We start from the raw sequence: 22,687 nt of genomic DNA on the forward strand, positions 1-22,687 counted from the left end.
GGCGGGAGGTCAGACGCCGCGGGTGAGTCCGCCGTCGACGCGCAGGTTCTGACCGGTGGTGTACGTGGCGTCGCAGGCCACGAAGGCGACCGTCCGGGCGACCTCCCGGTGGGCGGCGGCCCTGCCCAGCGGAATCGCGGAGGTCCAGGCGGCCGGCACCGCCTCCGGGTCGGCGACGGTGTAGCCCGGGAGCACGTTGTTGACCCGGATGCCGTCGGCGGCGACCTCGTCCGCCCAGAGTTTCGTCCAGGTCGTCATCGCGGCCCGGGCCACCATCGAGGTGGGGAAGCGGGGCGAGGGCTCGCTGGGGCTGGCCGAGGAGATGTTGACGATGCTGCCCCCGCCCTGTGCGCGCATCGGCGCCAGGGCGGCGCGGCAGGCGCGCACCACGTTGTAGAAGTACAGGTCGAACCCGGCGGCCAGGTCCTCGTCGGTCAGCTCCTCCAGCTTCCCCCTGGGTCCGTGGCCCGCGCTGTTGACCAGCACGTCCAGCCGGCCCCAGACGGACACCACCCGCGCGACCGCACCCTCGATGACCCCGGCCCCGGTGTAGTCGCCGCGGAGGGCGAGGCCGCCGAGCTCCCCGGCCAGTTCGTCCGCCCCTTCGCCGCGCGCCAGCACCGCCACCCGGTGGCCGCGCGCGGCCAGTTCGCGGGCCGAGGCAGCGCCGATGCCGCTGCTGCCGGCGATCACGAGGGCGGTCGGGGGTGCTTCGGTCATGCTGCACTGCTCCTGGTCGTGGGAGGCCGGATCCGGTCAGGCTGTCCGCGCGGTCCGCTTCCGTACGGCTGCGACGGCGGGGTCGTCCCGCTCGGACGCGATCCCGGCGGTCACGGGGACGGTTCCTGTCTGGAGCAACCCTTCTAGAATCATCGTTCCACGTGAACGTAACCGGCCTCGCGGCGGACGTCAACAGCCGGGGCCCCGCCTGCGGGCGGGGCGGTGGCGGGCGGCCGTGCGGGCGCGGGCTCAGCCGTCGGGGCGCAGCAGGCCGCGCTCGTAGGCCTTGGCGAGGCGTTGCGGCACCAGGTGGGGGACGCCGTCGACGGTGACGGGGACCAGCTGGGGGGTGGTCGCCTTCCACTGCGCGCGGCGGTGGCGGGTGTTGGAGCGGGACATCTTGCGTTTGGGGACGGCCATGATTCTCCTTCTGGCGGATGACGCCGTGGACGCTACATGAAAATGGATGTCATGACGAGGAGGGTGGGGCGTCGAGCGTGCGACGCCCCGGCCGGGGATGCGTGCCCCCGGCAGGGGGCGCGTGTCCGCGGCCGGGGCGGGGCCGCGGACGCACACCCCCGGCCGGTTCGCGGTGCCGGTGGTCACCAGGAGGACTTGGTGACCCCGGGGAGGAAGCCCGCGTGGGCCTGCTCGCGCAGCCTCACGCGGGAGAGGCCGAACTTCCGGAGGTGGCCGCGGGGCCGGCCGTCCACGCTGTCGCGGTTGCGGACCCGGGTCGCACTGGCGTCGCGCGGCTGGCGGCGCAACTCCGCCAGCGCGGCGGCGCGTTCGGCGGCCGGAGTGCCCGGACGGCGGACGGTCTCCTTCAGCTCGGCGCGTCGGGCGGCGTACCGCTCGACCGTCGCCCTGCGCTTCTCGTTCTGCGCGATCTTGCTCTTCTTCGCCATCAGACCTTCCCTCCCCGGGCGCGGATGCGGGCCACCGCGGCTTCGACGCCGATGCTGTCGACGGTCTTGATCGCCCTGGTGCTCAGCGTCAGCCGGACGTACCGGCCCTCGCTCGCCAGCCAGTAGCGCCTGCGCTGGATGTTGGGGTCGAAACGGCGGGAGGTGCGCCGGTGCGAGTGGGAGATCTTGTTGCCGAAGCCCGGCTTCGCGCCGGTCAGTTGGCAGTGGGCGGACAAGGGGTCACCTGCCTCTTCGTGCTCGAGGTTACGGATCGGGGCGGTTTTCGAAATGAAAACCGTTGTCATATAGTACCGGGCATGGCACGCGACGAACTCCGCCCGGTGGTCAAGCTCCGCTCCACCGCCGGCACCGGCTTCACCTACGTCACCCGCAAGAACCGCCGCAACGACCCGGAACGGATGGTCCTGCGCAAGTACGACCCGATCGCCCGCAAGCACGTCGACTTCCGCGAGGAACGCTGACCCGTCCGGCCCTCCGACCCGAAGGACACCTCATGAAGCCCGGAATCCACCCCGCCTACGGCCCCGTCGTCTTCCGCGACCGGGCGGCGAACCACGCCTTCCTCACCCGCTCCACCATGACCAGCGACAAGACGATCGAATGGGAGGACGGCAACACCTACCCGGTCGTCGACGTCGAGATCTCGAACGTGAGCCACCCCTTCTACACGGGGACCGCGCGCGTCCTGGACACCGCGGGACGGGTCGAGCGGTTCGAGCGCCGTTACGGCCGGATCGGGGAGAAGTGATGGAGGGGCAGGCCCGGCTGCCCGTCGTGATCGTCGGCGGGCTGCACTCCGCGGCGCGCAAGGAGGTCGTGGACGGTCTGCTGCGCACCGTGCCCGGCAGCGTCGCGCTCCACCACGACCTGTCCACCGCGGCCGAGGGCACCGTGCTGCGCCTGGTGCGGGACGCCTCCGGTGAGCTGTCCCGCGGCGACACCCCGCTCGTCAACGACTGCGCCTGCTGCGCCCTCCGCGAGGACCTGGTGCCCGAGTTGCGGCGGCTGGCCGGCGGTGGTCCGGTCCGGCTCGCGATCGTCGAGCTGTGGGACTCCGTCGAACCCAGGGCGATGGCCGAGGTCGTCGCCGCGCACGGAGCCGGCGTGCTCGACCTGACCAATGTCGTCACGGCGGTCGACCCCGCGCTCGTCCTGCCCTGCCTCGGCAACGGCGACGACCTGGCCGAGGCAGGCCTCGCCGCCGCCGCGAGCGACCGGCGCACGGTCGGCGACACCTGGGCCCGGCAGCTGGAGTACGCCCCCGTCCTCGCCGTCGTCGACGGCGGGGAGGCCGACGACGAGGACCGCGCGCTGCTCGCCCAGCTCCACCCGACCGCCCGCCAGGTGCCGGCCGGGTCCGGCGAACTCGCCCGGCTGGTCTTCGCGGGCTTCGACGTCGAAGCGGCGGCGGCCGCGCAGCACCCCGCCTGCGCCCTCCTCCCGCAGGAGGCCGACGAGGCCGGGGTCACCACCTTCGTCTGGCACCGTGACCGGCCCTTCCACCCCGAGCGTCTGTATCAGGCGCTGGAGGACCTGTGCTGCGCCGCCGCCCGCAGCCGCGGCCGGTTCTGGCTCGCCGACCGCCCCGACACCCTGCTCGCCTGGGACTGCGCGGGCGGCGCCCTGTGCGTGGAGAGCGCCGGCCCGTGGCTCGCCGCGCTGCCGGACGCCGCCTGGGAGATGGTCCCGCCCGTGCGCAGGGCGGCCGCCGCGCTGGACTGGCACGACGAACACGGCGACCGCTGCCAGCACCTCGTCTTCACCTCGCCCGGCCTCGACCGCGACAACCTCGAGCGACTCCTCGACTCCTGCCTGCTCACCGACGCCGAGTACGCCGCCGGCCGCGAGGGGTGGAAGCACCTGCCGCGCGCCTTCGACACCCTCCTCGACGCCGCCTGACCGCTCCGCCCCGGGCAGGCACCCGCGAAGAACCGACCCGCACGTACGTAAGGAACCCGATGGCACGCCGTCACGACCACCGCAAGCCGCTCACGTCCCGCCCCAACCCCCTCGACGCGGCCGGGATCACCTACATCGACTACAAGGACACCGACCTGCTGCGGAAGTTCGTCTCCGACCGCGGCAAGATCCGCAGCCGCCGCGTCACCCGCGTCACCGCCCAGCAGCAGCGGCAGATCGCCACGGCGGTCAAGAACGCCCGCGAGATGGCGCTGCTGCCCTGCTCCAGCAGGTAGCGGCCGGGTGACCGGAGCCCGGTCGTGGCTCCGGCGCCGACGGCGAACAGCCCCCGGGGAAGGCCCCCGGGGGCTTCGCGTGCTTCACGCGCCGCGCGTGGAGGCGGTGCGGGCCCGCGTGCCGTCGCCCGGTGACGAATTCCGGCCGGCACTCACGACGGGTTCCTCACGTCCCGGACCGCTTGCCGGGGACGGACTCCGGGGAGGCGCGTCGAAGAGGCGCCGGTCCGCCAGGGGTGCCCGCGGGCAGCGCGCGGGTTGCCCGGAACCTCCACCACGGGCGTGCGAGAAGTGGCGGCGGGCGGGCGTGCCGCGTGTGTCCACGCGCCCGACGGGCGTGCGGGCGCGGTGAGTTCCGCGCCGACGGAGAGGGCCGGACACCGCAGGCCGGTGGCCTGGGCGGTCACGGACCGGCCCCACCGGCGGGGGAGCGGACGAGGGCGGGACCTCCGGCACCTCCCGAAGCCCCGCAACTCCGCGGCTCAGCCGATCCGCCGCCGCGGCGTCCCGCCCTCCGGGCCGGCCGGATTCGACCAGGACGGCGGGGATGGCCGGCCGGCCGCCCTCTCGCCGGCGGAGGCCGGGTGCGGCCCGGTGGAGTACAGCTCGCGCGCGGGAAGGGTGCTCACGATCCTGCCGTCGCGCAAGGTGGCCACCCGGTGGGCGAAGTGCCGGACGACGGCGAGGTCGTGGCAGATGAACAGGTACCCCAGCTTCAGGCGTTCCTGCAGGCCGGTGAGGAGGTTGAGGATGCCGGCGCGGACCGAGGGATCCAGGCCGGAGACGGGCTCGTCGAGGACCAGCAGGCGCGGCTCGCTCGCCAGCGCCCGGGCGATGCCGACGCGCTGGCACTGACCGCCGGAGAGTTCGTGGGGTCTGCGCCCGCCGAGACGGGGGTCGAGGCCCACCGTCTCGAGGAGTTCACCGACCCGGGCCGGCCCGGTGTCCGGATTCCACCGGCCCTGCACCCGCAGGGGCTCGGCGATCGCGTCCCGGACGCGCAGGCGTGGGCTGAGGGAGCCGTAAGGGTCCTGGAAGACGGGCTGGAGGGCCGGACGCGTGGCCCGCAGGGCCGACCCGTCCAGGGCGGCCAGGTCACGGCCTTCGAACAGCACCTGCCCGCCGTCGGGCCGGCGCAGCATGAGAACGGCGTCCGCCGTGGTCGACTTGCCGGCGCCGGAAGGGCCGATCAGGGCCAGGGTCTCGCCCGCCGCGATGTCGAAGGAGACCCGGTCGACCACCGGCCGGGGTGGGCGCCGGCGGTCGCGGGAGGGGTGGTGGACCGTCAGGTGACGCACGCGGAGCAGCGGGTTCACGCGGGGCTCCCCTCCTGGAACAACTCCCGCGCGGTGGCGGGCAGGTCGTCGTGGTGGTGGCAGGTCACCCGGTGGCCGCCGGGGCCCGCGACGACGGGCTCCGGGGTGTGGGTGTGGCAGCGGGCGTCCGCCAGGGGGCAGCGGGGGGCGAACGCGCAGCCCGTGAGGGTGACGAGCTCCTCGGGGGAGGGCGGCGCCCCGCCGATGGTGGGCAGTCTCCTGTCGGTCACCGGCTCGTCGGAGGGCAGCGAGGCGAGCAGCCCGGCGGTGTAGGGGGCGCGCGGCCGGGACAGCACGGTGCCGACGGGGCCGGACTCCACGGTCCGGCCCGCGTACAGGACCAGCACCCGGTCGGCGTGGCGGCGGATCGCGGGCAGGTCGTGGCTGATGAGGATCAGCGCGGTGCCGGTGTTCTCGCACAGGGAACCGAGGAGGTCCAGGACCCGGTCCTGGGTCTCGGGGTCGAGGGCGGTGGTCGGCTCGTCGGCGACCACCAGGTCCGGCGCGTTGATCGTGGCCATGGCGATGACGGCGCGCTGCCGCATGCCGCCGGAGAACTCGTGCGGGTACGCGCGCGCCCGTCGTGCGGCGTCCGCGATGCCGACCCGGCCGAGGGCGGCCACCGCGGCGGCGTGCGCCTCACGGCGTCCGAGGCGGCGCACCGAGCGTGCGGCGGCGGCCAGTTGGTCGCCGACCGGGTGCACCGGGCTGAGCACGGACAGGGCGTCCTGCGGAATCAGCGAGATCCTCCGCCCCCACAGCCGCGCGTACGCCTTCCGCCCGGCGGTGAGGAGCTCCTCGCCGTGGAACCGGACGCTGCCGGTGACCCGGGCACCGGGCGGGGCCATGCCGACCAGGGCGCGGGCGGTCAGTGACTTGCCCGCTCCCGACTCGCCGGCCAGCGCCAGCGTCCGGCCCCCGTGGAGGTCGAAGGACAGGCCGCCGACCGGCTTCGACGCCGGCCTTCGGCGACCGCCGGGGAAGGCGACCGACAGGTCGCGCACGGAGAGCAGCGAAGAGCGGCCGGTCATGCGGTCGTCTCCTTCCTGGAGGGCGGGACCGAGGCCCGGCGGGAGACGGTGAGGGCGGACAGGGAGACGGCGAGGCCCGCCAGCAGGGCCAGGGCCGCCGCCGGAGCCAGTGCCGCCCAGGGGGCCCGCTCGACGTACGCCCGGGACTCGTCGAGGAGCAGCCCCCACTCCGGGGTGGGCGGCTGGGCGCCCAGACCGAGGAAGCCGAGGGAGGCCAGCGCCAGGGCGATGCCCGGCAGCCGCAGCACCGCGTGCCGTGCCACCGGGCCGGCCACCGACGGCAGGACGTGCCGGGTCAGGACCCAGAACTCCGTCGCGCCGATCGCCCGCTGGGCGGACAGGAATCCGGCCGAACGGGTCTCCTGCACCAGCGCGGAGGCATGCGCCGCGAGCGGTGGCCAGGAGATCGACGCCACCGCGATCGAGGCCCCCGTCGTACCGGGACCGAGCACGGCGGCCACCAGGATGCCGGCGATCACCGGCGGCAGGGCGTTGGCGACATCCGCCACACCCGCCGAGAAACGGGGCAGGAAGCCGATGAGCAGGGCGAAGACGTAGCTGATCAGGCAGACCAGGGCGGCCACCCCGACGGTGGCCCGGGCGCCGTGCCCGAGCCGGGCCAGCACGTCCCGGCCCAGGCCGTCCGTCCCCAGCGGACGTTCCCACGACGGAGGCACCAGCCGGGCCGCCGTGTCGACCGCGAAGGGGTCCCGCAGCATGCCCCACACGGTGACCACCGCCAGGACCGCCGCGAGCACCGCGGGCACCGCGCGCCCCACCCGGCCGGTCGGCTCCCGCCGCGGAGCGGGAAGGGCGAGGGCGGCGTCCCGGAGGCCGGGACCGAGCAGCCGCGTGCGGAGCGACTGCGCGACGGCACCGGCCGCGAGACCCAGCACCAGCAGGGCCAGCACCGCACCCTGCAGCAGCGGCAGATCCTGGGCCTTGGCCGCGCCCAACGCCGTCCGGCCGATGCCGGGCACCGCGAAGACCGTCTCCACCGCGACCGCACCGCCCGCCAGGCCCACCGCGACCAGCCCGAACTGTGGCGCCACCGCCGGGACCGCACGCCGCAGCACCGCCCCGGCGATCCGCCGGGAGGAGACCCCTGACGCGCGCCACAGGCCGGTCCACCGCTCGCCGGACACGGAGGGCACGGCGTCGTCGACGAGCCGGCCCAGCAGGCCGCCCGCCGGCAGTCCCATGGCCAGGGCCGGCAGCACCGTCGACCGGGGCCCCGTCCAGCCCGAGGTCGGCAGCAGCCCGAGCCACACGCCCAGCACCAGCAGACCGGTGGTGGCCAGCAGGAACTCCGGAACGGAGGCGAGCACGGCGGCCGGCGCCCCGGTGCCGGTGCGGCGCAGGGTTCCGCGCGCCGCGCGGACCACCGTGCCGGCGCACAGGGCGGTCGCGACCAGCAGGGCCACCACCAGGGAGGCGCCCATCAGGGACAGGGACACCCCCATGGCGCCGAGCACCGACGGCAGCACCTCGGCGCCGGACACCCAGGACTCGCCGAGGTCCCCGCGCAGCAGCCCGGCCGCCCAGCGGCCCAGCAGCGCAGGCGGCCCGGCGTCCAGGCCGAGGTCCTCCCTGACCGCCCGGAGCGCCTCCCCGGTCGCGGTCTGCTCGGCGGACCGGGCACGCAGCACGCTCAGCGCGGCGTCGCGCCCGGACAGCCAGGGCAGCAGCCCGATCACGCCGATCACGGTCACCAGCGCGGCGGCGCGCGCGGCGGCGGTTCTCATCCTGTGCCCCACTCGATCCTGTGTGCCCTGCCGATGTGCGTGCCGGTGTCTACCCGAGGTGGGTGTCGGCGGTGACCAGCAGGCGCTCGCGCGGGTCCTTCGCGGAGCCGACGACGTCGGGGGCGTCACCCTGGATCACCCGTTCGTGCAGCATCGGGATCGCCGCGTCGCTGTTCAGGACGGCGGTCTCCGCCTCGAGGACCGCCGTGCGGCGGTCCTCACCGGGCGCCGCGGTGTTCGCCTCGTGCAGGGCCTCGTCGACGACGGGGTCGGAGAGCTGGGAGAGGTTGAACGTGCCCTCGCTCGCGAAGTCGCTGTAGAGGTAGGCGGCCGGGTCCCCGGAGTCCAGCACGGTCGCGCGGGACAGGACGAACGCGTCGAACTTCCCGGCGAGCGCGTCGGACTCGATGGTGGCGTACTCGCGGATCTCCAGTTCGACCGTGAAGCCGGCCTTCTCGAGCTGCTGCTGGAGTGCGGCGGCGACCTCGGGAAGTTCCGCGCGGTCGGTGAAGGTGCCGATGGTGATCCTCCTGCCGTCCGGGTCGCCGGCCTCTGCGGCGTCCGTGCGGCCCCGGCGCCGCTCGGCCCAGGGGAGGGCGGGGCCGAGCAGGCCCTCGGCGACGTCGGCGCGTCCTTCGTAGACGCCCTCCACGAGGGCTTCGGCGTCGATCGCCTCGCGGGCCGCGGCGCGCAGCGCGGGGTCGGCGAAGGCGCCCCGCCCGGTGTTGAGGTAGAGCGTGTTGGTGCGCGGCATCGGCACCTCGGTGATCTGTTCCTCGTCCAGGAGCGACGCCTGGGACACCGGGACGGACTCCACGATGTCGGCCTCGCCGCTGCGCAGGGCGGCGGCCCGGGCGGTGCCGTCCGGCACGAACCTGACGTCGATGCCGGGCGCCTTCGCCCGGCCGCCCCAGTAGTCCTCGTTCCGGTCGAGGGTGGCCGAGCTGGTGCCGTTCACCTTCTCCAGGACGAACGCGCCGGTGCCGGTGCCGACCGGGTTCACGGACCGGCCCTCGTACGCCCGGGCGGCGAGGACCGACAGCTGGGGGGAGGAGAGGCGGTGCGGGAGCAGGGGATCGCCCTCGCCGGTGGTGACGGTGAGGGTGTCGCCGTCGGCCTTCGCGGTGAGCTCGACACCGTCGAGGATGCGGGGCTTGGGGGCGGCCTCGGCCGCCGCGGTGAGGGAGCGGGCCGCGGCCTTCGCGGTGAACTCGGTGCCGTCGTGGAACTTCACGCCCTTGCGGACGGTGAAGGACCAGGTCCGCTCCCCGGTCCGCTCCCACCTCTCGGCCAGCACCGGCCGCGGGTCGCCGTCGGCGTCCAGGTCGACCAGTGTCTCGGCGGTGCTCCACCGGGACAGCTTGAAGGCGTCGTCGCTCAGCGGGGAAAGCCCCGAGCGCGGCGGCTGCATCATGACCACCCGCAGCCGGCCGCCGTCACCGGCGGTGCCGTCGGAGGCGGTTCCGGCGGAGAAGCAGCCGGTGAGCAGCAACGCGGAGGCCGCCGTCACGGCGACGGCGGGGAAGGACTCAGGGATACGCACGGGTGTCTCTGCCTACGTTCGGGGCGGGCGCCGGGGCACGCCTTCGGGAAGCCGGTGGAGCGGAGACCCGCACGAAGGGGGAGCCGCCACCGGTATGCCGCCTCGCGGTGCCGGAACCTGGTCCGCGGGCCGACCCGAACTATACATAAATGGTTATCGTTTCCAATAAGCGGGTGCGGGGGGCCCGTGGGTCCCTCGGGGCGGTTCTTCGCCGTGGGCGGCCGGCCTTCGCTCCGTCGTCCGCCGCGGCGGACGCGCCGCCGCGGGGTTCAGCGGTTCCCGGCCGCCTCGGCCCCGGGGCCGGCCGGTGCGTCGCGCAGGCCCAGGCGCAGGTGCTCCACGTGGTGGAGCGCCTGCTCCAGCAGTTCGGCGACGTGGTTGTCGTGGAGGGCGTAGATGACCGAACGGCCCCGGCGCTCGGCGGTGACCAGGTCGAGGTTGCGCAGCAGCCGGAGCTGGTGGGAGCAGGCGGACTGCTCCATGCCGACGGCGTCCGCGAGCTCCGTCGCGGCGCACGGGCCTTCCTGGAGGCGGGCCAGGATCCGCAGCCGGGACGGGGTGGCCAGGGCCTGGAGGGCGGCGGCCACGTCGGCCGCGCCCACGGCTTCGAGCCGCTCGCGCGCGGTGGCGGTGATCCTGACGTCAGCTCCGTGGCCCATGGCCCCATCCTAGGGGCATTATCCATGAATGCATGAACAGATGTTCATGTGATCCTGTATGGTGGGAGGAGCGGCACCCCTCCGGGCGGACCGCTGTCCCGTCCTGCCTTCGTGAAGGGTCCCCACTCCGATGACCGCCACCCTCACCCCCGTCCCGGCGGACCGGGCCGTGCCGTCGCGCGGCGGCGGCGCGCCCCGGCGGCGCACCCGTGTCCTCGCCCTGCCCGAGGCGCGCTGGGCCGCAGTGGCCACGGCCTGCTTCCTGCTCGCGCTGCCGCTGCAGCTGACCGGCGCCCCGGCGTGGACGTGGGGTCCGCTCTACGCCCTGACGTACGCGGCCGGCGGCTGGGAGCCGGGCCGGGAGGGCCTGCGGGCGCTGCGCGGGAAGACCCTCGACGTCGATCTGCTGATGGTCGTCGCCGCACTCGGAGCGGCGGCGATCGGCCAGTTCATGGACGGGGCGCTGCTGATCGTCATCTTCGCCACCTCGGGAGCCCTGGAAGCCCTGGCCACGGCCAGGACCGCCGACTCCGTGCGCGGGTTGCTGGACCTCGCGCCCGCGACGGCGACGCGCGTCACCGCCGACGGCGGCGAGGTGACCGTCGCCGCCGGGGAGCTGTCGGTCGGCGACACCGTTCTCGTCCGGCCCGGAGAGCGCGTCGGCGCCGACGGCCGTGTCCTCGACGGAGCGAGCGAGGTCGACCAGGCCACCATCACCGGTGAGCCCCTGCCCGTCGGCAAGGCGAAGGGGGACGAGGTCTTCGCCGGCACGCTCAACGGGACCGGCGTCCTGCGCGTCCGCGTCGAGCGGGACCCCTCCGACACGGTGATCGCCCGGATCGTGCGCATGGTGGAGGAGGCGTCCGGGACCAAGGCGCCCACCCAGCTCTTCATCGAGAAGGTCGAACAGCGTTACTCGCTGGGCATGGTGGTGGCGACCCTGGCGGTGTTCGGGGTGCCGCTGGCCTTCGGCGCGGACCTCGGGGAGTCGCTGCTGCGGGCCATGACCTTCATGATCGTGGCCTCGCCCTGCGCGGTGGTCCTCGCCACCATGCCGCCCCTGCTGTCGGCCATCGCCAACGCCGGACGTCACGGTGTGCTGGTGAAGTCGGCCGTGGTCATGGAGCGGTTGGGGCAGGTGGACGCGGTGGCGCTCGACAAGACCGGCACGCTCACCGAGGGCGCCCCGCGCGTCACCGACGTCCGGCCGCTGACCGGGGCCGGCGTCGACGGGAGCGAACTGCTGGTGCTGGCCGCCGCCGCGGAGCACCCGAGCGAGCACCCGCTGGCGCGGGCCGTGGTGGAGGCGGCACGCGAGCGCGGGCTCGGCCTGCCGGCGGCCCAGGACTTCGACTCGACGCCCGGTGTCGGCGTGACCGCGACCGTCGGGGGGCGCGTGGTCGCGGTCGGCGCGCCGGCCCGGCTGCTGGACGGCGTGGCGGACACCGGGTCCGCCCGGGCGGCGGCGGCCCTGGCCGGAGAGCTGGAGGACGACGGGCGGACCGCCGTGCTGGTCACCGTGGACGGCGTGCCCGCGGGGGTGCTCGGCGTCGCGGACCGGCTGCGCCCCGACGCCGCCGCCACCGTCGCCGCGCTCACCTCCCTCACCGGCGGGACGCCCCTGCTGCTGACCGGTGACAACCCCCGTGCCGCCGCCCGCCTCGCCGCCGAGGCCGGCATCGGGGAGCTGAGGGCCGGACTGCTCCCGCAGCACAAGGTGGAAGCCGTCCGGGAACTGGAGGACGCCGGCCGCAAGGTCCTGGTCGTCGGCGACGGCGTCAACGACGCCCCGGCGCTCGCGGCCGCGCACGTCGGCATCGCGATGGGCAGGGCGGGCTCCGACCTCGCCCTGGAGACCGCCGACGCGGTGATCGTCCGGGACGAACTCGCCACCGTCCCCGCCGTGATCTCCCTCTCCCGCAGGGCCCGCAGGCTCGTCGTGCAGAACCTGGTCATCGCCGGCGTCTTCATCACCGGTCTGGTGATCTGGGACCTCGTGGGTCACCTGCCGCTGCCGCTCGGCGTCGCCGGCCACGAGGGCTCCACCGTCATCGTCGGCCTCAACGGGCTGCGGCTGCTGCGCGAGGCGGCCTGGAAGCGGGCCGTCGGATGAGCCGCCGCAAGGCTCCGGCCCCGGCCGCCCCGGCCCGGTGCACGGTCACCGTGTGCCGGGGCTGCTGCTGCGGGACGGCCAAGGTCCCCGGCGTCGACCACGCCGCCCAGCTCGCCACCCTGAAGGCCGAGTTGGGGCCGGTCGCCCAGGTGAGGGCGGTGAACTGCCTCGACGCCTGCGAGCACGCGAACGTCATCGTCGTGCAGCCCTCTTCGGCCGGCCGGGAGGCCGGCGGCCGGCCCGTCTGGCTCGGGCTGGTCAACGACTCCGACGCGACGGCCGACATCGCCGCCTGGGTCAGGGATGGCGGCCCCGGACTCGCCGAGCCGCCGGTGATCCTCGAGCTGTACGAGTTCGGCCCGTCCCGGAGGGTGAGGCGCGCGGTGGAGGACTGAGCGCCCGTCGGGCAGGGGCGTGCCCGAGGAGACCGCAGGGCGCGCGGGAGCCGGGCGCCTCGGGCGGATCATGGCCGCCCCGCTCCTGGAGCGGGGCGGCACCGCGCGCCCGCCACGAGGCCGGGGAGCCGCCCGCGGGGGCCGGGGCAGGCCCGCGGAACCGGTGGAGGGCTCCCGGGAAGGGTTCTCGAGGACCACGAGTCCCCGGGGCGCCGGCGCCGGAGGGTTCCGGCGCCCCCGTACCCTCACCGGATTCCCGGGCGGAGCGGCCGGGCGGCCGTCACCGGCCCACGGGGTCGCCCTCGGCGCCGTCGGTGAGGGTGCGCAGCGTGGCGTGTCCGCCGTGACGCAACGGCGTGCTCAGCTCCACACGGGTCACCTCCCGGCCCGACGCCGCGTCGACGACGTGCACCTCGCCGTGGCCGCCCCGGGTGACGGCGACCCAGTCGGCCCCGGGTGAGGCGGCCACCGCCCGCCGCTCGACGCCCTCCCAGGGGGTGGAGCCGGGGCCGGGGGCGCCGTCCATGGCGGGGAGGGGCACGCGGCGGACGGCCCCGTCGAGGTCCAGGAGGACCAGTTCGTCGCCGTCGGGATGGATGCGCGCGAACGCGGTGTGGCAGCGGGCGAAGGCCAGCCGGAAGACCAGGCCGGGGCCGAGGGCGGTGAGCGACGTGCGGTCCGTGGTCAGGTCGTGGCGCCAGGCGTGGTTGGTCCACTCCGGCCAGCGCAGCGGGTCCGGGGGACCGCCGCGCAGGGTGCTCCACAGGGCGCGCCCGCGGGTGTCCAGCCGCAGGTACCAGCCGCGGGCGGCGTGGCCCCAGGGCGTCACCGGCCCGGGGACCAGGGTGTCGCCCTCCCTGCGCGCCCGGTGCACTCCCGGCCCGGTGGCCGCGAAGACCTGGTCCGAGCCGGGATCGTAGGCGTCGCCGTGCCCGTCGTCCGGCAGGGGCAGCAGCGTGGAGGGCGGGAGCGGCGGGCAACCGGGAGGCGCCCCCAGGAGGTCCGCGAAGCGGTGGACGGCCAGCGCGCCCGGTTCCCGGTGCCGCAGCACGACCAGCGGGTCCCCGCCGCCCGGCAGGGTCACGCCGGGCTCACCGGCGCGTGTGCGCACCCGGGCCGCGTCACCGGTGGTGAGGTCCACGACCGTCAGGAGGTCCGACCACGGCTCGGTGTTCCTGCCCAGGCCGGTCGTGACGGCCAGCCGGAGCCCGGCCGGGTCGCCGGCGAGGTGCTCGGCCGGCACGGCGACCGGGACCGCGGTTTCCACGAGCCGGTCACCGAACGGGTCCAGCACGAGCAGTTCCCCCCGGCGGTCGTCGACACAGGCCGTCCGGCCTCCCGGCAGTGCCAGGAACCCGGCGTGCTCCGACAGGTGGCGGCCCGTCAGGCGGGCGACGACCTCACCGTCCGGCACGGTCACCACGTGGACGCATCCGTCGACATGGTCGGAGACGAGCAGCACGGCAGGGGGTGCGGTCATGGAGTCCTCCACTAAACGACAATGGAAACGATTATCATGTATGTTCGGCGTGTTCGAGACCCTGGAGAAGAAAGCGAGGGCATCGATGCTCCGTGCACCGTCGACATCCGTCCGTACGTGGCTCGCCTGGACGGTGGCGGCCTCCGTACTGGCCGGCTGCGGTTCGCCGTCCGGCGAATCCGCGGAGGACAAGGACGAACCCGCCGCCAGGACCGAGGTGACCGTCGAACCCATCGAGGCGACGACGCGGTTGACCGACGTGAACGGCGAGAAGGTCTCGCTGGAGAAGCGGCCGGAGCGGATCGTCTGCCTGTTCGCGCTCTGCGACGACATCCTGACCGAACTGGGCATCGTGCCGGTCGCCACCAACAGCGCGCTGCTGGCCCACCCCGGCTTCCTCGGCGAGGACAAGGCCGAGGAGGTCGACGTCATACCCGGCGGGTTCATCGCCCCTGAGGTGGAGGCGATCCTGTCCCACAAGCCGGATCTCGTGATCGGCCTGGGGGACACCCACGGCAAGCTGGCCCCCGCCCTGAAGGGCGCCACCGCCTTCTGGGCGATGCAGCCCGAGACCTGGCAGGACAGCGTGGGGTACCTGCGCGATGCCGCCGCGCTCACCGGCCGTACCGCCGAGGGCGAGAAGGCCGAGCGGGCCTTCCGGGCCAAGCTCGCCGAGGCCGAGAAGACGCCGAGCGACAGGACGGCCCTGATCGTCTACGGCAGCGACGAGAACTTCGGCGTCGCCACCCCGGAGGGCGACGTGGCCGCCAGCCTGCTTCCCAAGATGGCCCGGTATCCGTGGAAGTCCCGTGGTGTGGAAGGGAGTTACAGCCTCGAGGAGATCCTCGCGCAGGATGTCGACGTGCTGTTCGTCGAGACGATGAGCTTCGGCGGGGAGGACGGCAAGCTCTCGGAGAAGCTGGCCGGGAACCCCCTCTGGAGCAAGATCCCCGCTGTCGAGAACGGTGACGTCCACGAGGTGGACCCGGAGGTGTGGGCGAAGGGGCGCGGCACGCGCTCGCTGGGGATCGTCCTCGACGAGGCCGCGGCCGCGCTGCGGTGAGTGCGGCCCGGCCCACATCGGCAGGCGCGGAGCGCACGGCGCTGCTCCCGCGGTCCCGGTGGCGGACGCGTCGTCCCCAACTCGCCCTGCTGACATGTCTCCTTGTCGCCGCGTCGGTGGGCTCCCTGAGCCTGGGCACCCCGTACGTCCCGCCGCACCGGCTCGTCGGCGCGGCCCTGGACGGGGAAGCCACGCTCGCCGGAATCGTCCTCACCGAACTCCGCCTGCCGCGCCTGGCGCTGGCGCTCGCCGCCGGCGCCTGCCTGGGCGCGGCGGGGCTGGTGCTCCAGGAGGCGCTGCGCAATCCCCTGGCGGTGCCGGAGATGCTCGGTGTCTCCTCCGGGGCCGCCCTGGGGGTGGCCGCGCCCCTGGTGCTGACCCTGTCCGTCCCGCTCGCGGTCCAGCCCCTGCTGGCCATCGGCGGAGCCGCGCTCGGTGGCGGGCTGACCCTGCTCGCCGCCGGGCTGGGCCGCAGCCCGTCCGCCGTGCTGCTCACGGGCGCCGCGGTGGCGGCGGCCCTGCAGGCCGCGCTGCTGGTGCTGATGGTGATGGCGGACCAGCTCGACCTGCAGCTGATCTACCGTTACCTGCTCGGCTCCCTCTCCGCCCGGACCTGGGACGACGTCGCGGGCCTGTGGCCGTGGCTGCTGGCCGCGGTCCCCGCGCTGGTCCTGTGCGCCCCGGTGCTCTCCGTGATGCGGCTGGGCGACGAGGACGCGGAGGCCCTCGGGGTGCGCGCCCGGCGCGCGCGACTCGTGGCGCTGGCCGTCGCCGTCGTCCTCATCGCGCCCGTGACCGCCGCCTGCGGGCCGGTGGCGTGGGTGGGGTTCCTCGCCCCGCACCTGGCCCGCCGGTTCCTGCCCGGGGCGGGCGCGGTGCGGTGGCTGTCCTGGTCCGCCGCGTGGGGCGCGGTCGTGGTGACCGTCGCCGACGTCCCGGCCCGGCTCGCGCTGGCGCCGGTGGAGACACCGGCCGGGGCGTGGACCGCCCTGCTGGGCGTGCCGGCCGGGGTCGCCCTCATGCGGTCGGGCGACGGCCGGACCCGGCGCGGCAGGAGCGGCGGAGCCGCCTCGGGCGCCGCGTCCGTGGGGCCGCCGGGCGACGCGCAGGACGCGCTGCCCGCACGGCCGCCGGCCGGCGGCCGGAACGGGTCCGGGGCCGGAGCGCCCGGTGACGGCTCCGTCGTCGCCGGTGGCGCGGCCGACGGGGAGGAGGCCCGATGAGCCGCCGTTTCACGGCGCTCGCGGCGCTGGCCGTCGTGCTCGCCGGCGTGGAACTGGTCGCCGGCCGCGGGATGTCCCCCGGTGCGGTGTGGGACGTCCTGGGCGGGGGCGGCGACGCGACGGAGCGGCACATCCTCCTCCAGCTCCGTCTGCCCAGGCTCCTGGTGGCGCTCGGCGCGGGCGCCTGCCTGGCGGTGGCCGGACTGGTGCTCCAGTCCGCGCTGCGCAATCCGCTCGCGGGCCCGGAGGTGACGGGGGTGACGCCCGGCGCCGTGCTCGGGGCCGTCGTCGCGACGGCCCTCGGGGTGGCCGGCTGGGAATCGCCCCTGGCCGTCGTGGCCGCCTCGTGCGCGGGCGGCTGCTGCGGGGCGGCCCTGCTGTGGCTGCTCGCGGGCCGCGGCGGCGGCGACCCCGCGAGGACGGCCGTGCACGGAGTGCTGGTGTCGGCGGTGCTCGGCGGGCTCACCGCCATGGTGCTGCTCGTGAGGCCGGGTGAACTCGGCAGCGTGGTGCAGTGGCTGGTCGGCACCACCGAGGGCCGGGTGTGGGAGCACTGGCACCTGCTGTGGCCCTGGGCGCTGGCCTGGGGGATCGCGGCCTGGCTGCTGGCCGGGCCGCTGACCCTGCTGCGCTGCGGCGACGAGACCGCCCTGGCCGCCGGCCTTCCGGTCCGCCGGGCCCGCACCCTGGCGCTGCTGTGCGCGGTGGCGCTGACCGCGGGCGCCGTCGCCGCCGTGGGCGCGCTGGGGTTCGTGGGACTGCTGGTCCCGCACCTGGCCGTGGCCGTCTTCGGCGCCGACCTGCGCGTTGCTCTGCCGGGGGCCGCCCTGGCGGGCGCGGTGGTGATGTGCGGCGCCGACGCGGCGGCCCAGCTGTCCTCGCGGCTGCTGGCGGCCGCGCTGGACTCCGGGCGGTTCACCCTGCCGGTCGGGGCGCTCACCGCGTGCCTCGGCGCCGCCCTGCTGCTGGCCGTCGTGCGCCGCGCGCCGAGCCGTACGTTCTGATGCCGACGGAGGACAGAGAATGACCGAGCCCCTGGGGATCCGCGTCGAGGGGGTCCACTTCGGCTATCCGGCACGCCCCGTGCTGCGGGGCGTCGACCTGACCGTCGCTCCGGGACAGCTGACCGCCCTGGTCGGTCTCAACGGCTGCGGGAAGTCCACCCTGTTGCGGCTGGCGGCCGGTCTGCTGCGGCCCGAACGCGGACGCGTGCTGCTCGGCGGGGACGACCTCGCCCGGCTCTCCCGCCGCGCCGCCGCCCGCAGGGTCGCCCTGCTGCACCAGTCCTCGCCCGCCGTTCCCGGCATGACCGTGCGTCACCTGGTGCGGCAGGGACGGTACGCGGCGCGCGGCCCGCTGGGCATGCTCCGCGAGGGCGACGACCCCGTCGTGCGCCGGGCGCTGCGGGACGTCGGGGTGGAGGACTGGGCCGAACGGGACGTCGACGCCCTCTCCGGAGGAGAGAGGCAGCGGGTCCGGCTCGCCATGGCACTCGCCCAGGACACCCGCGTCCTGCTGCTCGACGAGCCGACCACCTACCTGGACCTGCACCACCAGCTCGACGTGCTGCAGACGGTGGTCCGCCTGCGCGAGGAGCGCGGCCTCACCGTGGTGATGGTCCTGCACGACCTCGCCCACGCGGCCCGGTTCGCGGAGCGGATCGTCGCCCTGCGCGACGGCCGGGTGGTCGCGGACGGGGCTCCCCGACGGGTCGTCACCCCGGGCCTGCTGGCGGACGTGTTGAGGGTGGCCGGCCGGGTCGGCCGCGATCCGGAGGGGGGTTGGCCGGTGTGTTACCCAGATCACCCTCTGCCCACTAGAATATGAAAATCATATTCAACTAGAGTTCGTGACGCGGCGCTCGACCGAATGCCGCGTCTCCACCGAGAAGAAGGAGAGCTCATGGACAACGAGTCGGTCTTCACCCCGATCGCGGACCCGGGCCAGCTGGCCCACGACTCCGCCTCCCACTCCAACGCGCTCGTCGAGAACCCCTTCGACGACACCGAGGAGTAAGCGAGGGGTCACCCCTCGACCGTGGGTCCGCCCGGCACCGCCCGGGCGGGCCCACGCCCCGTCCCCGTCCCCGAAGCCGAACCCGAACCCGTTCAGGAGGTCACCATGGTCCGCAGCCGGCTCGCACCCGGTGTCGAGGTCGTCCCCGTGCCCGGGCGGGGACTCGCCGTACGAACCGAGGGAGGGGAGTTCCTCGGCGTCAAGGCCGGGGCGGTGGACCACGACGCCCTCCTGTCCCTGCTCTCCGGCAGGACCGGAACTCCGGCGGACGCCGGACTGGACCGGCTCCTGAGGGCGTTCGAGGAAGCCGGCTACCTGACCGGGCCCTCCCAGGACCAGGCGGCCCCGCAGTGGCCCGCCGCCCGCCGCGCCGTCCGGCTGCTGGGCGACCCGGTCCTCACGGAACCGCTCGCCGCCTGCCTGGCCGGCCTGGGCGCCGAGCCCAGGACCGACCCGGCGCCCGCCGCCTCCGCGGCTTCCCCGCCGACCCTCGGCGACCTGCTGCGTGACGACCCCGCCGCCGTCGTGTGGTGCCTCGACGGGCCCGTGCCCGACGGGTTGTGGGACGCGGCGGACCGGTTGCCCGAGCACGGTGTCGCCTGGCTCCGCTGCCATCGCGAGGGCCAACAGGCGTACGTCGAGCCGCTCGCGGCCGCCCCGGGGGACGTCACGTCCGCCCACGTACGCCTCCGGCGGCTCGCCGCCACCCCCGCCCACCGGGAACTGGCGGCCTACTGGAGCGGACCCCGCACGTCCGGCGCTCCGGCCCGGCTCACCGCACCCGCCGCCGGGCTGCTCGCCTCACTGCTCGCCGACGACCTCGACCGGTGGGCCACCGGCGCGCCCCGCACGGCCGGTCTCCCGGCGACGCGCCGACTGCGGCGGATCGACCTGCGCACCCTCACCGTCACCGAGCACCCCGTCCTGCCCGTGCCGGACGTCGCGCCCATGCCGGGGAAGGACGGATGAGGGCGACCGGCACGACCGTCGGCCCGCTCGCCACCGACGTCGTCATCCCCACCGGCGACGGCCCGTTCCCCGCCGTCCTGATCCGCACCCCCTACGACAGGACCCGGCACCTGCCCGAGGCGCGCGGCTGGGCCCGGCACGGGTTCGCCGCCGTGGTCCAGGACGTACGGGGCCGGTTCGGATCGGCGGGGGAGTGGCAGCCGTACGCGCACGAACGCGCCGACGGCACGCAGACCTCCCGCTGGATACGCCGCCAGCCGTGGAGCGACGGGCGGCTCGTCGCCGCCGGCGCCTCCTACGCCGCCCACTGCGCCCTCGTCCTCGCCCTCGAGGCGCCCGACGACGCCCGCCCCGACGCCGTCGTCGCCGCCGTGCCGGCCCTCGGAGCCGCCGAGACCGCGCGCGAGACGTCCGGCGTGGAGCGGCTGTCGGCCCGCGCCGGATGGTGGGCCGCGCACGGCGACCGGAAGGACTCCGACGAGACGGCACTGGAAGAGGCCCTCGCCGCGGACCCCGGTCTGCTCACCCACCTGCCGCTGACCACCCTGCCCGAGCGGCTGGGCCGGGAACTGCCCTCCTGGGCCGGGCTGTGGCGGAAGCGCGACCGGGGCCGCCTGGTGGCCCTGGCCCCGGGAGCCAGGACGCCCCTGCTCGCGGTGGGCGGCCTCCACGACCACTTCGCGGCCGACACCTTCGCCCTCTGGCGCGCCTGGGGAGGACCCTCGGCCCGCCTGCTGACGGGGCCCTGGGGGCACGGCCTCACCTCCCGGCCGTGCCCCGGCGCCGGACCCGCCCACCGGCTGAACCTGGGCGGGCTCTACGCCCGCTGGGCCCACCGCGCCCTCACCGGCGAACTCGCCCCCGGGCGTCACGGGGCGCTGGCGCTCGGCGGAGGCGATCTGTGGCTGCCCGCCACGACCGAGGGCGTACCGTACGCGCCCGAGCCGATCCTGCTGCGCGGCTCCGTCTTCACCGCCGACCCCCGCCGGCCGGTCCGCTCCGACGACCTGGCCGTTCCCGGCGAGGGGCCGCCCGACCGCTGCGTGTGCGTCACACCGCCCCTGCCGCGCACCCTCGACGTGGTCGGACCCGCGAGGGTACGGCTGCGCGCCACCGCCCACACCCCGTCCGCCGACTGGGCCGCCCGCCTCGTGGCCGTCCTCCCGGAGGGGAGCGCCGAACGGCTCGCCGTCGGCATCGTCCGGCGCGACGGACCACCGGGCCGCGAGAGCGGGTTCACCATCGGTCTCGGCCGGCTCGCACGCCGCCTGCCGGCCGGGACCCGGCTGCGCCTGGAGATCGCCGGCCACCACTTCCCGGCCCACGCCCGCAACCCGCACACCGGGGACGACCCCGTCACGGCGGTGCGGCTGACCAGCTCCCGGCGGGAGATCGCCCCCGCGGGCGTGACCCTCGCACTGCACGTCCTCCCGTCCCCACCCACCCCCGTCGACCCGGCCATGGAGGTCCTGCGATGACGGCGCTGCCGCTGGAAGCACTCGTCGACCCCGTCTGCGGCATCGTCCGCAAGGTCAAGCCCGTCGAACACCCCGCGGGCGCCCCGCCCCGCTACACCGCCCTCACCGCCGAGATATCCGACGCCCGCAGGCTCGGCCTGTGGCCCGCCGACCGGGTCTCCCTCGGCACCACCTTCGGCGATCCGGAGGCCGCCCGCATCGCCGCGATAGCGGAAGGGGTGGAGCGCTACTGCGGGAACCGGCTGCCGCCCCCGGGCCACCCCCACGCCCCGTCGCGCGCCACCGCCGCCCAACTGGCGGAGAAAGGGCTGCGGTCGTACGGGCCGGCCGACCTGCCCGCCTACGCGCCGTGGCAGTACTCCCGCCCGAAGTTCCCCTACCGCCCCCTCACCGACGACACCCCGGCCCTGTGGACCCGCGGCCTCGAACGGCTGCCCGGCGGCACGACCGCCGAGGTCTGGGCTCCCGTGGCCCTCACCCACCTCAACTGGCGTCAGGGAGAGCTGCGTTCACTGCCCCGCACCCACCACCTCAACTACGCCGGCATAGCCACCGGCCAAGGCTTCGACGACGCCGTGGAACGAGGGCTGCTCGAGATCGTCGAACGCGACGCCCTGGAACTGTGGTGGCACCTCGACGGCCCCGTCCGCGGCATCGACCCGGACAGCGTCCCCGGCCTCGCCGAGGACCTCGCCGGTTCCGCGCTGGAGGTCCATCTCGTCGAGATGCCCTCGGAGTTCGCCCCCTGCGTGGCGGCACTCGTCCACGACCACCGCCTCGGCCTGTACGCGGCGGGCTTCGCCTGCAAGTACGACCCGGCCGAGGCCGCCCGCAAGGCCGTGCTCGAGGCCGTCCACACCTGGGTGTTCACCCAGGGCCTCACCGATCCCGACGGCTGGGTGTTCCAGGCCGTCGACGCCGGCCTGCTCGCCCGCGGCCTCTACCTGGACCACCGGGCCGACAGCCGCTACCTCGACGACTGCGGCGAGCAGTTCGAGCACGTGCGGGACCTCGGCGCCCACGTCCAGGTGTGGCTGGACCCGCGGATGGCGTCCGAGGCCCGGCGCTTCACCGAGCCCGCGCTCGGCACCGTGCCCGTCGACGCCGTCCGGCCCACCGACCGCGACCGGCTGGAGCGCACGCTCCACGAACGGGGCCACCGGATCATGACCTTCGACCTCACCACCGAGGACGTGGCCGAGACACCGCTGCGGGTGGCCCGCGTCCTCGTCTCCGGACTGCTCCCCAACGCCCCCGCCGCCTTCGGCTACTTCGGCTGCCCGCGCCTCGCCGAGGCCGCCGTGGCGCGGGGCTGGCGCACCGGCCCGCCCGCCGCCCCGGAGGACTTCACGCTGGCCCCGCCGCCCCACATGTGAGGAACACCCCCGTGGACCACTCCCGCGACGACGGCCCGGCCGACCTGGTCACGGCTCTGGCCCGCGCCCGCTCCCCGGAGCCGCCTGGACCCGGCACCCCGGCCGGCTCCGCGGTCCGCGCCTGGCCGGGACCACCGGTCCCCCTCCCTCCGGCCGGGCCCGGGGAACTGGACGTGCGGGCGCTGCTGCGGCTGTCCCTGGCCGCCTCGGACACGGCCGGACGCCTGCGTCCGGCACCCTCCGCCGGTGCGCTGCACCCGGTGGACACCGAGCTGGCGGTGGGCGCCGGCTGCTCCCTGCCGCCCGGCCGCTACGGCTACGACCCCCTGCGCCGTCACGTGCACCACCTCGGCCGGCACACCGGCGGCATGCCGCCGGGCGTGACCGCGGAACTGTCCGTCACCGCACGGCGCACCGCCTCCCACTACGGCCACCG

At 75.6% G+C, this 22,687-nt stretch carries 24 protein-coding genes and 1 pseudogene; 15 read left to right on the top strand and 10 right to left on the bottom strand.

Annotated features, from left to right (window positions below; translation table 11 throughout):
• Positions 1 to 9: 9 nt before the first annotated feature.
• From A2U95_RS26080 to rpmB, 4 genes are all read right to left on the bottom strand, one after another.
• Positions 10 to 720: an SDR family oxidoreductase gene (locus tag A2U95_RS26080; RefSeq protein ID WP_166027417.1), complete on the bottom strand. Its 711-nt coding sequence runs from the start codon at positions 718 to 720 to the stop codon at positions 10 to 12.
• A gap of 249 nt (positions 721 to 969) precedes the next feature.
• Complete coding sequence (gene rpmF / locus A2U95_RS26085) at positions 970 to 1,140, bottom strand: 50S ribosomal protein L32 (RefSeq protein ID WP_166027419.1); 171 nt, start codon at positions 1,138 to 1,140, stop codon at positions 970 to 972.
• A gap of 182 nt (positions 1,141 to 1,322) precedes the next feature.
• On the bottom strand, positions 1,323 to 1,628 hold the full coding sequence (gene rpsN / locus A2U95_RS26090; RefSeq protein ID WP_166027421.1) for a 30S ribosomal protein S14: 306 nt from the start codon (positions 1,626 to 1,628) through the stop codon (positions 1,323 to 1,325).
• Positions 1,628 to 1,864, bottom strand: coding sequence for a 50S ribosomal protein L28 (rpmB, locus tag A2U95_RS26095; RefSeq protein ID WP_166027423.1), 237 nt, complete (start codon positions 1,862 to 1,864; stop codon positions 1,628 to 1,630). The genes rpsN and rpmB overlap by 1 nt, the downstream gene beginning before the upstream one ends.
• Positions 1,865 to 1,945: 81 nt before the next feature.
• Here rpmB and rpmG point away from each other — a divergent pair, with 81 nt between their 5' ends.
• Genes rpmG through rpsR form a run of 4 tightly spaced genes read left to right on the top strand, consistent with a single transcriptional unit; the run spans position 1,946 to position 3,844 of the window.
• A complete protein-coding gene (rpmG, locus tag A2U95_RS26100) occupies positions 1,946 to 2,110 on the top strand; it encodes a 50S ribosomal protein L33 (protein ID WP_166027425.1) in 165 nt (54 codons plus the stop codon).
• Positions 2,111 to 2,142: 32 nt separating this feature from the next.
• Positions 2,143 to 2,397: a type B 50S ribosomal protein L31 gene (locus A2U95_RS26105; RefSeq protein ID WP_166027427.1), complete on the top strand. Its 255-nt coding sequence runs from the start codon at positions 2,143 to 2,145 to the stop codon at positions 2,395 to 2,397.
• The gene (locus tag A2U95_RS26110) at positions 2,397 to 3,548 is read left to right on the top strand and encodes a CobW family GTP-binding protein (protein ID WP_166027429.1); all 1,152 of its coding nucleotides are present in this window, start codon (positions 2,397 to 2,399) and stop codon (positions 3,546 to 3,548) included. The genes A2U95_RS26105 and A2U95_RS26110 overlap by 1 nt, the downstream gene beginning before the upstream one ends.
• 59 nt (positions 3,549 to 3,607) lie before the next feature.
• The gene (rpsR, locus tag A2U95_RS26115) at positions 3,608 to 3,844 is read left to right on the top strand and encodes a 30S ribosomal protein S18 (protein ID WP_166027431.1); all 237 of its coding nucleotides are present in this window, start codon (positions 3,608 to 3,610) and stop codon (positions 3,842 to 3,844) included.
• Between the two features lie 482 nt (positions 3,845 to 4,326).
• Here the strand turns inward: rpsR and A2U95_RS26120 are convergent, their stop codons facing one another.
• From A2U95_RS26120 to A2U95_RS26140, 5 genes are all read right to left on the bottom strand, one after another.
• Entirely contained in the window at positions 4,327 to 5,142 is an 816-nt protein-coding gene (locus A2U95_RS26120; RefSeq protein ID WP_206283065.1) for an ATP-binding cassette domain-containing protein, read from the bottom strand.
• A 14-nt stretch (positions 5,143 to 5,156) separates the two neighbouring features.
• Entirely contained in the window at positions 5,157 to 6,191 is a 1,035-nt protein-coding gene (locus A2U95_RS26125) for an ABC transporter ATP-binding protein (RefSeq protein ID WP_166027435.1), read from the bottom strand.
• The gene (locus tag A2U95_RS26130) at positions 6,188 to 7,936 is read right to left on the bottom strand and encodes an ABC transporter permease subunit (protein ID WP_166027437.1); all 1,749 of its coding nucleotides are present in this window, start codon (positions 7,934 to 7,936) and stop codon (positions 6,188 to 6,190) included. The genes A2U95_RS26125 and A2U95_RS26130 overlap by 4 nt, the downstream gene beginning before the upstream one ends.
• A gap of 49 nt (positions 7,937 to 7,985) precedes the next feature.
• Positions 7,986 to 9,479 (bottom strand): ABC transporter substrate-binding protein, encoded by a 1,494-nt coding sequence (locus A2U95_RS26135; RefSeq protein ID WP_166027439.1) that lies wholly within the window; start codon positions 9,477 to 9,479, stop codon positions 7,986 to 7,988.
• Between the two features lie 269 nt (positions 9,480 to 9,748).
• On the bottom strand, positions 9,749 to 10,138 hold the full coding sequence (locus A2U95_RS26140) for an ArsR/SmtB family transcription factor (RefSeq protein WP_166027441.1): 390 nt from the start codon (positions 10,136 to 10,138) through the stop codon (positions 9,749 to 9,751).
• Between the two features lie 130 nt (positions 10,139 to 10,268).
• Between A2U95_RS26140 and A2U95_RS26145 the strand changes: the two genes are divergently transcribed.
• Positions 10,269 to 12,251, top strand: a complete 1,983-nt coding sequence (locus tag A2U95_RS26145) for a heavy metal translocating P-type ATPase (protein WP_166027443.1) — start codon at positions 10,269 to 10,271, stop codon at positions 12,249 to 12,251.
• Positions 12,248 to 12,646, top strand: a complete 399-nt coding sequence (locus tag A2U95_RS26150; RefSeq protein WP_166027446.1) for a (2Fe-2S) ferredoxin domain-containing protein — start codon at positions 12,248 to 12,250, stop codon at positions 12,644 to 12,646. Before A2U95_RS26145 ends, A2U95_RS26150 begins: the two co-directional genes overlap by 4 nt.
• 280 nt (positions 12,647 to 12,926) lie before the next feature.
• Here A2U95_RS26150 and A2U95_RS26155 read toward each other — a convergent pair whose 3' ends face one another.
• Positions 12,927 to 14,126 carry a hypothetical protein gene (locus tag A2U95_RS26155; protein ID WP_166027448.1) on the bottom strand — a complete coding sequence of 400 codons (1,200 nt, stop codon included), beginning with the start codon at positions 14,124 to 14,126 and terminating at the stop codon, positions 12,927 to 12,929.
• Positions 14,127 to 14,211: 85 nt separating this feature from the next.
• Between A2U95_RS26155 and A2U95_RS26160 the strand changes: the two genes are divergently transcribed.
• The 9 genes and pseudogenes from A2U95_RS26160 to A2U95_RS26195 all read left to right on the top strand — a co-directional run.
• Complete coding sequence (locus A2U95_RS26160) at positions 14,212 to 15,189, top strand: ABC transporter substrate-binding protein (protein WP_206283066.1); 978 nt, start codon at positions 14,212 to 14,214, stop codon at positions 15,187 to 15,189.
• Between the two features lie 116 nt (positions 15,190 to 15,305).
• Positions 15,306 to 16,412, top strand: coding sequence for a FecCD family ABC transporter permease (locus tag A2U95_RS26165; protein ID WP_240958130.1), 1,107 nt, complete (start codon positions 15,306 to 15,308; stop codon positions 16,410 to 16,412).
• Positions 16,409 to 17,416, top strand: a complete 1,008-nt coding sequence (locus A2U95_RS26170; protein ID WP_166027450.1) for a FecCD family ABC transporter permease — start codon at positions 16,409 to 16,411, stop codon at positions 17,414 to 17,416. The genes A2U95_RS26165 and A2U95_RS26170 overlap by 4 nt, the downstream gene beginning before the upstream one ends.
• Before the next feature lie 19 nt (positions 17,417 to 17,435).
• Positions 17,436 to 18,239 (top strand): ABC transporter ATP-binding protein, encoded by an 804-nt coding sequence (locus A2U95_RS26175; protein ID WP_166027452.1) that lies wholly within the window; start codon positions 17,436 to 17,438, stop codon positions 18,237 to 18,239.
• Between the two features lie 75 nt (positions 18,240 to 18,314).
• Positions 18,315 to 18,428 carry a streptamidine family RiPP gene (amiA, locus tag A2U95_RS32990; protein ID WP_240958132.1) on the top strand — a complete coding sequence of 38 codons (114 nt, stop codon included), beginning with the start codon at positions 18,315 to 18,317 and terminating at the stop codon, positions 18,426 to 18,428.
• Positions 18,429 to 18,533: 105 nt separating this feature from the next.
• The gene (locus tag A2U95_RS26180) at positions 18,534 to 19,397 is read left to right on the top strand and encodes a hypothetical protein (RefSeq protein ID WP_166027454.1); all 864 of its coding nucleotides are present in this window, start codon (positions 18,534 to 18,536) and stop codon (positions 19,395 to 19,397) included.
• The gene (locus A2U95_RS26185; protein ID WP_166027457.1) at positions 19,394 to 20,875 is read left to right on the top strand and encodes a CocE/NonD family hydrolase; all 1,482 of its coding nucleotides are present in this window, start codon (positions 19,394 to 19,396) and stop codon (positions 20,873 to 20,875) included. The genes A2U95_RS26180 and A2U95_RS26185 overlap by 4 nt, the downstream gene beginning before the upstream one ends.
• Positions 20,872 to 22,251, top strand: coding sequence for a YcaO-like family protein (locus A2U95_RS26190; RefSeq protein WP_166027459.1), 1,380 nt, complete (start codon positions 20,872 to 20,874; stop codon positions 22,249 to 22,251). Before A2U95_RS26185 ends, A2U95_RS26190 begins: the two co-directional genes overlap by 4 nt.
• Positions 22,252 to 22,262: 11 nt before the next feature.
• Positions 22,263 to 22,687 (top strand): annotated as a pseudogene (locus tag A2U95_RS26195) (SagB/ThcOx family dehydrogenase); the annotation flags it as partial.

Source organism: Streptomyces chilikensis, from assembly GCF_001642695.1.
GTDB lineage: Bacteria > Actinomycetota > Actinomycetes > Streptomycetales > Streptomycetaceae > Streptomyces > Streptomyces chilikensis.

Excerpts from the sequence above, each read along its gene's own strand:
- A2U95_RS26080 (WP_166027417.1), bottom strand. The coding sequence starts at position 720 with ATGACCGAAGCACCCCCGACCGCCCTCGTGATCGCCGGCAGCAGCGGC.
- rpmF (WP_166027419.1), bottom strand. The coding sequence starts at position 1,140 with ATGGCCGTCCCCAAACGCAAGATGTCCCGCTCCAACACCCGCCACCGC.
- rpsN (WP_166027421.1), bottom strand. The coding sequence starts at position 1,628 with ATGGCGAAGAAGAGCAAGATCGCGCAGAACGAGAAGCGCAGGGCGACG.
- rpmG (WP_166027425.1), top strand. The coding sequence starts at position 1,946 with ATGGCACGCGACGAACTCCGCCCGGTGGTCAAGCTCCGCTCCACCGCC.
- A2U95_RS26105 (WP_166027427.1), top strand. The coding sequence starts at position 2,143 with ATGAAGCCCGGAATCCACCCCGCCTACGGCCCCGTCGTCTTCCGCGAC.
- A2U95_RS26110 (WP_166027429.1), top strand. The coding sequence starts at position 2,397 with ATGGAGGGGCAGGCCCGGCTGCCCGTCGTGATCGTCGGCGGGCTGCAC.
- rpsR (WP_166027431.1), top strand. The coding sequence starts at position 3,608 with ATGGCACGCCGTCACGACCACCGCAAGCCGCTCACGTCCCGCCCCAAC.
- A2U95_RS26125 (WP_166027435.1), bottom strand. The coding sequence starts at position 6,191 with ATGACCGGCCGCTCTTCGCTGCTCTCCGTGCGCGACCTGTCGGTCGCC.
- A2U95_RS26130 (WP_166027437.1), bottom strand. The coding sequence starts at position 7,936 with ATGAGAACCGCCGCCGCGCGCGCCGCCGCGCTGGTGACCGTGATCGGC.
- A2U95_RS26140 (WP_166027441.1), bottom strand. The coding sequence starts at position 10,138 with ATGGGCCACGGAGCTGACGTCAGGATCACCGCCACCGCGCGCGAGCGG.
- A2U95_RS26145 (WP_166027443.1), top strand. The coding sequence starts at position 10,269 with ATGACCGCCACCCTCACCCCCGTCCCGGCGGACCGGGCCGTGCCGTCG.
- A2U95_RS26150 (WP_166027446.1), top strand. The coding sequence starts at position 12,248 with ATGAGCCGCCGCAAGGCTCCGGCCCCGGCCGCCCCGGCCCGGTGCACG.
- A2U95_RS26155 (WP_166027448.1), bottom strand. The coding sequence starts at position 14,126 with ATGACCGCACCCCCTGCCGTGCTGCTCGTCTCCGACCATGTCGACGGA.
- A2U95_RS26160 (WP_206283066.1), top strand. The coding sequence starts at position 14,212 with ATGCTCCGTGCACCGTCGACATCCGTCCGTACGTGGCTCGCCTGGACG.
- A2U95_RS26170 (WP_166027450.1), top strand. The coding sequence starts at position 16,409 with ATGAGCCGCCGTTTCACGGCGCTCGCGGCGCTGGCCGTCGTGCTCGCC.
- A2U95_RS26175 (WP_166027452.1), top strand. The coding sequence starts at position 17,436 with ATGACCGAGCCCCTGGGGATCCGCGTCGAGGGGGTCCACTTCGGCTAT.
- amiA (WP_240958132.1), top strand. The coding sequence starts at position 18,315 with ATGGACAACGAGTCGGTCTTCACCCCGATCGCGGACCCGGGCCAGCTG.
- A2U95_RS26180 (WP_166027454.1), top strand. The coding sequence starts at position 18,534 with ATGGTCCGCAGCCGGCTCGCACCCGGTGTCGAGGTCGTCCCCGTGCCC.
- A2U95_RS26185 (WP_166027457.1), top strand. The coding sequence starts at position 19,394 with ATGAGGGCGACCGGCACGACCGTCGGCCCGCTCGCCACCGACGTCGTC.
- A2U95_RS26190 (WP_166027459.1), top strand. The coding sequence starts at position 20,872 with ATGACGGCGCTGCCGCTGGAAGCACTCGTCGACCCCGTCTGCGGCATC.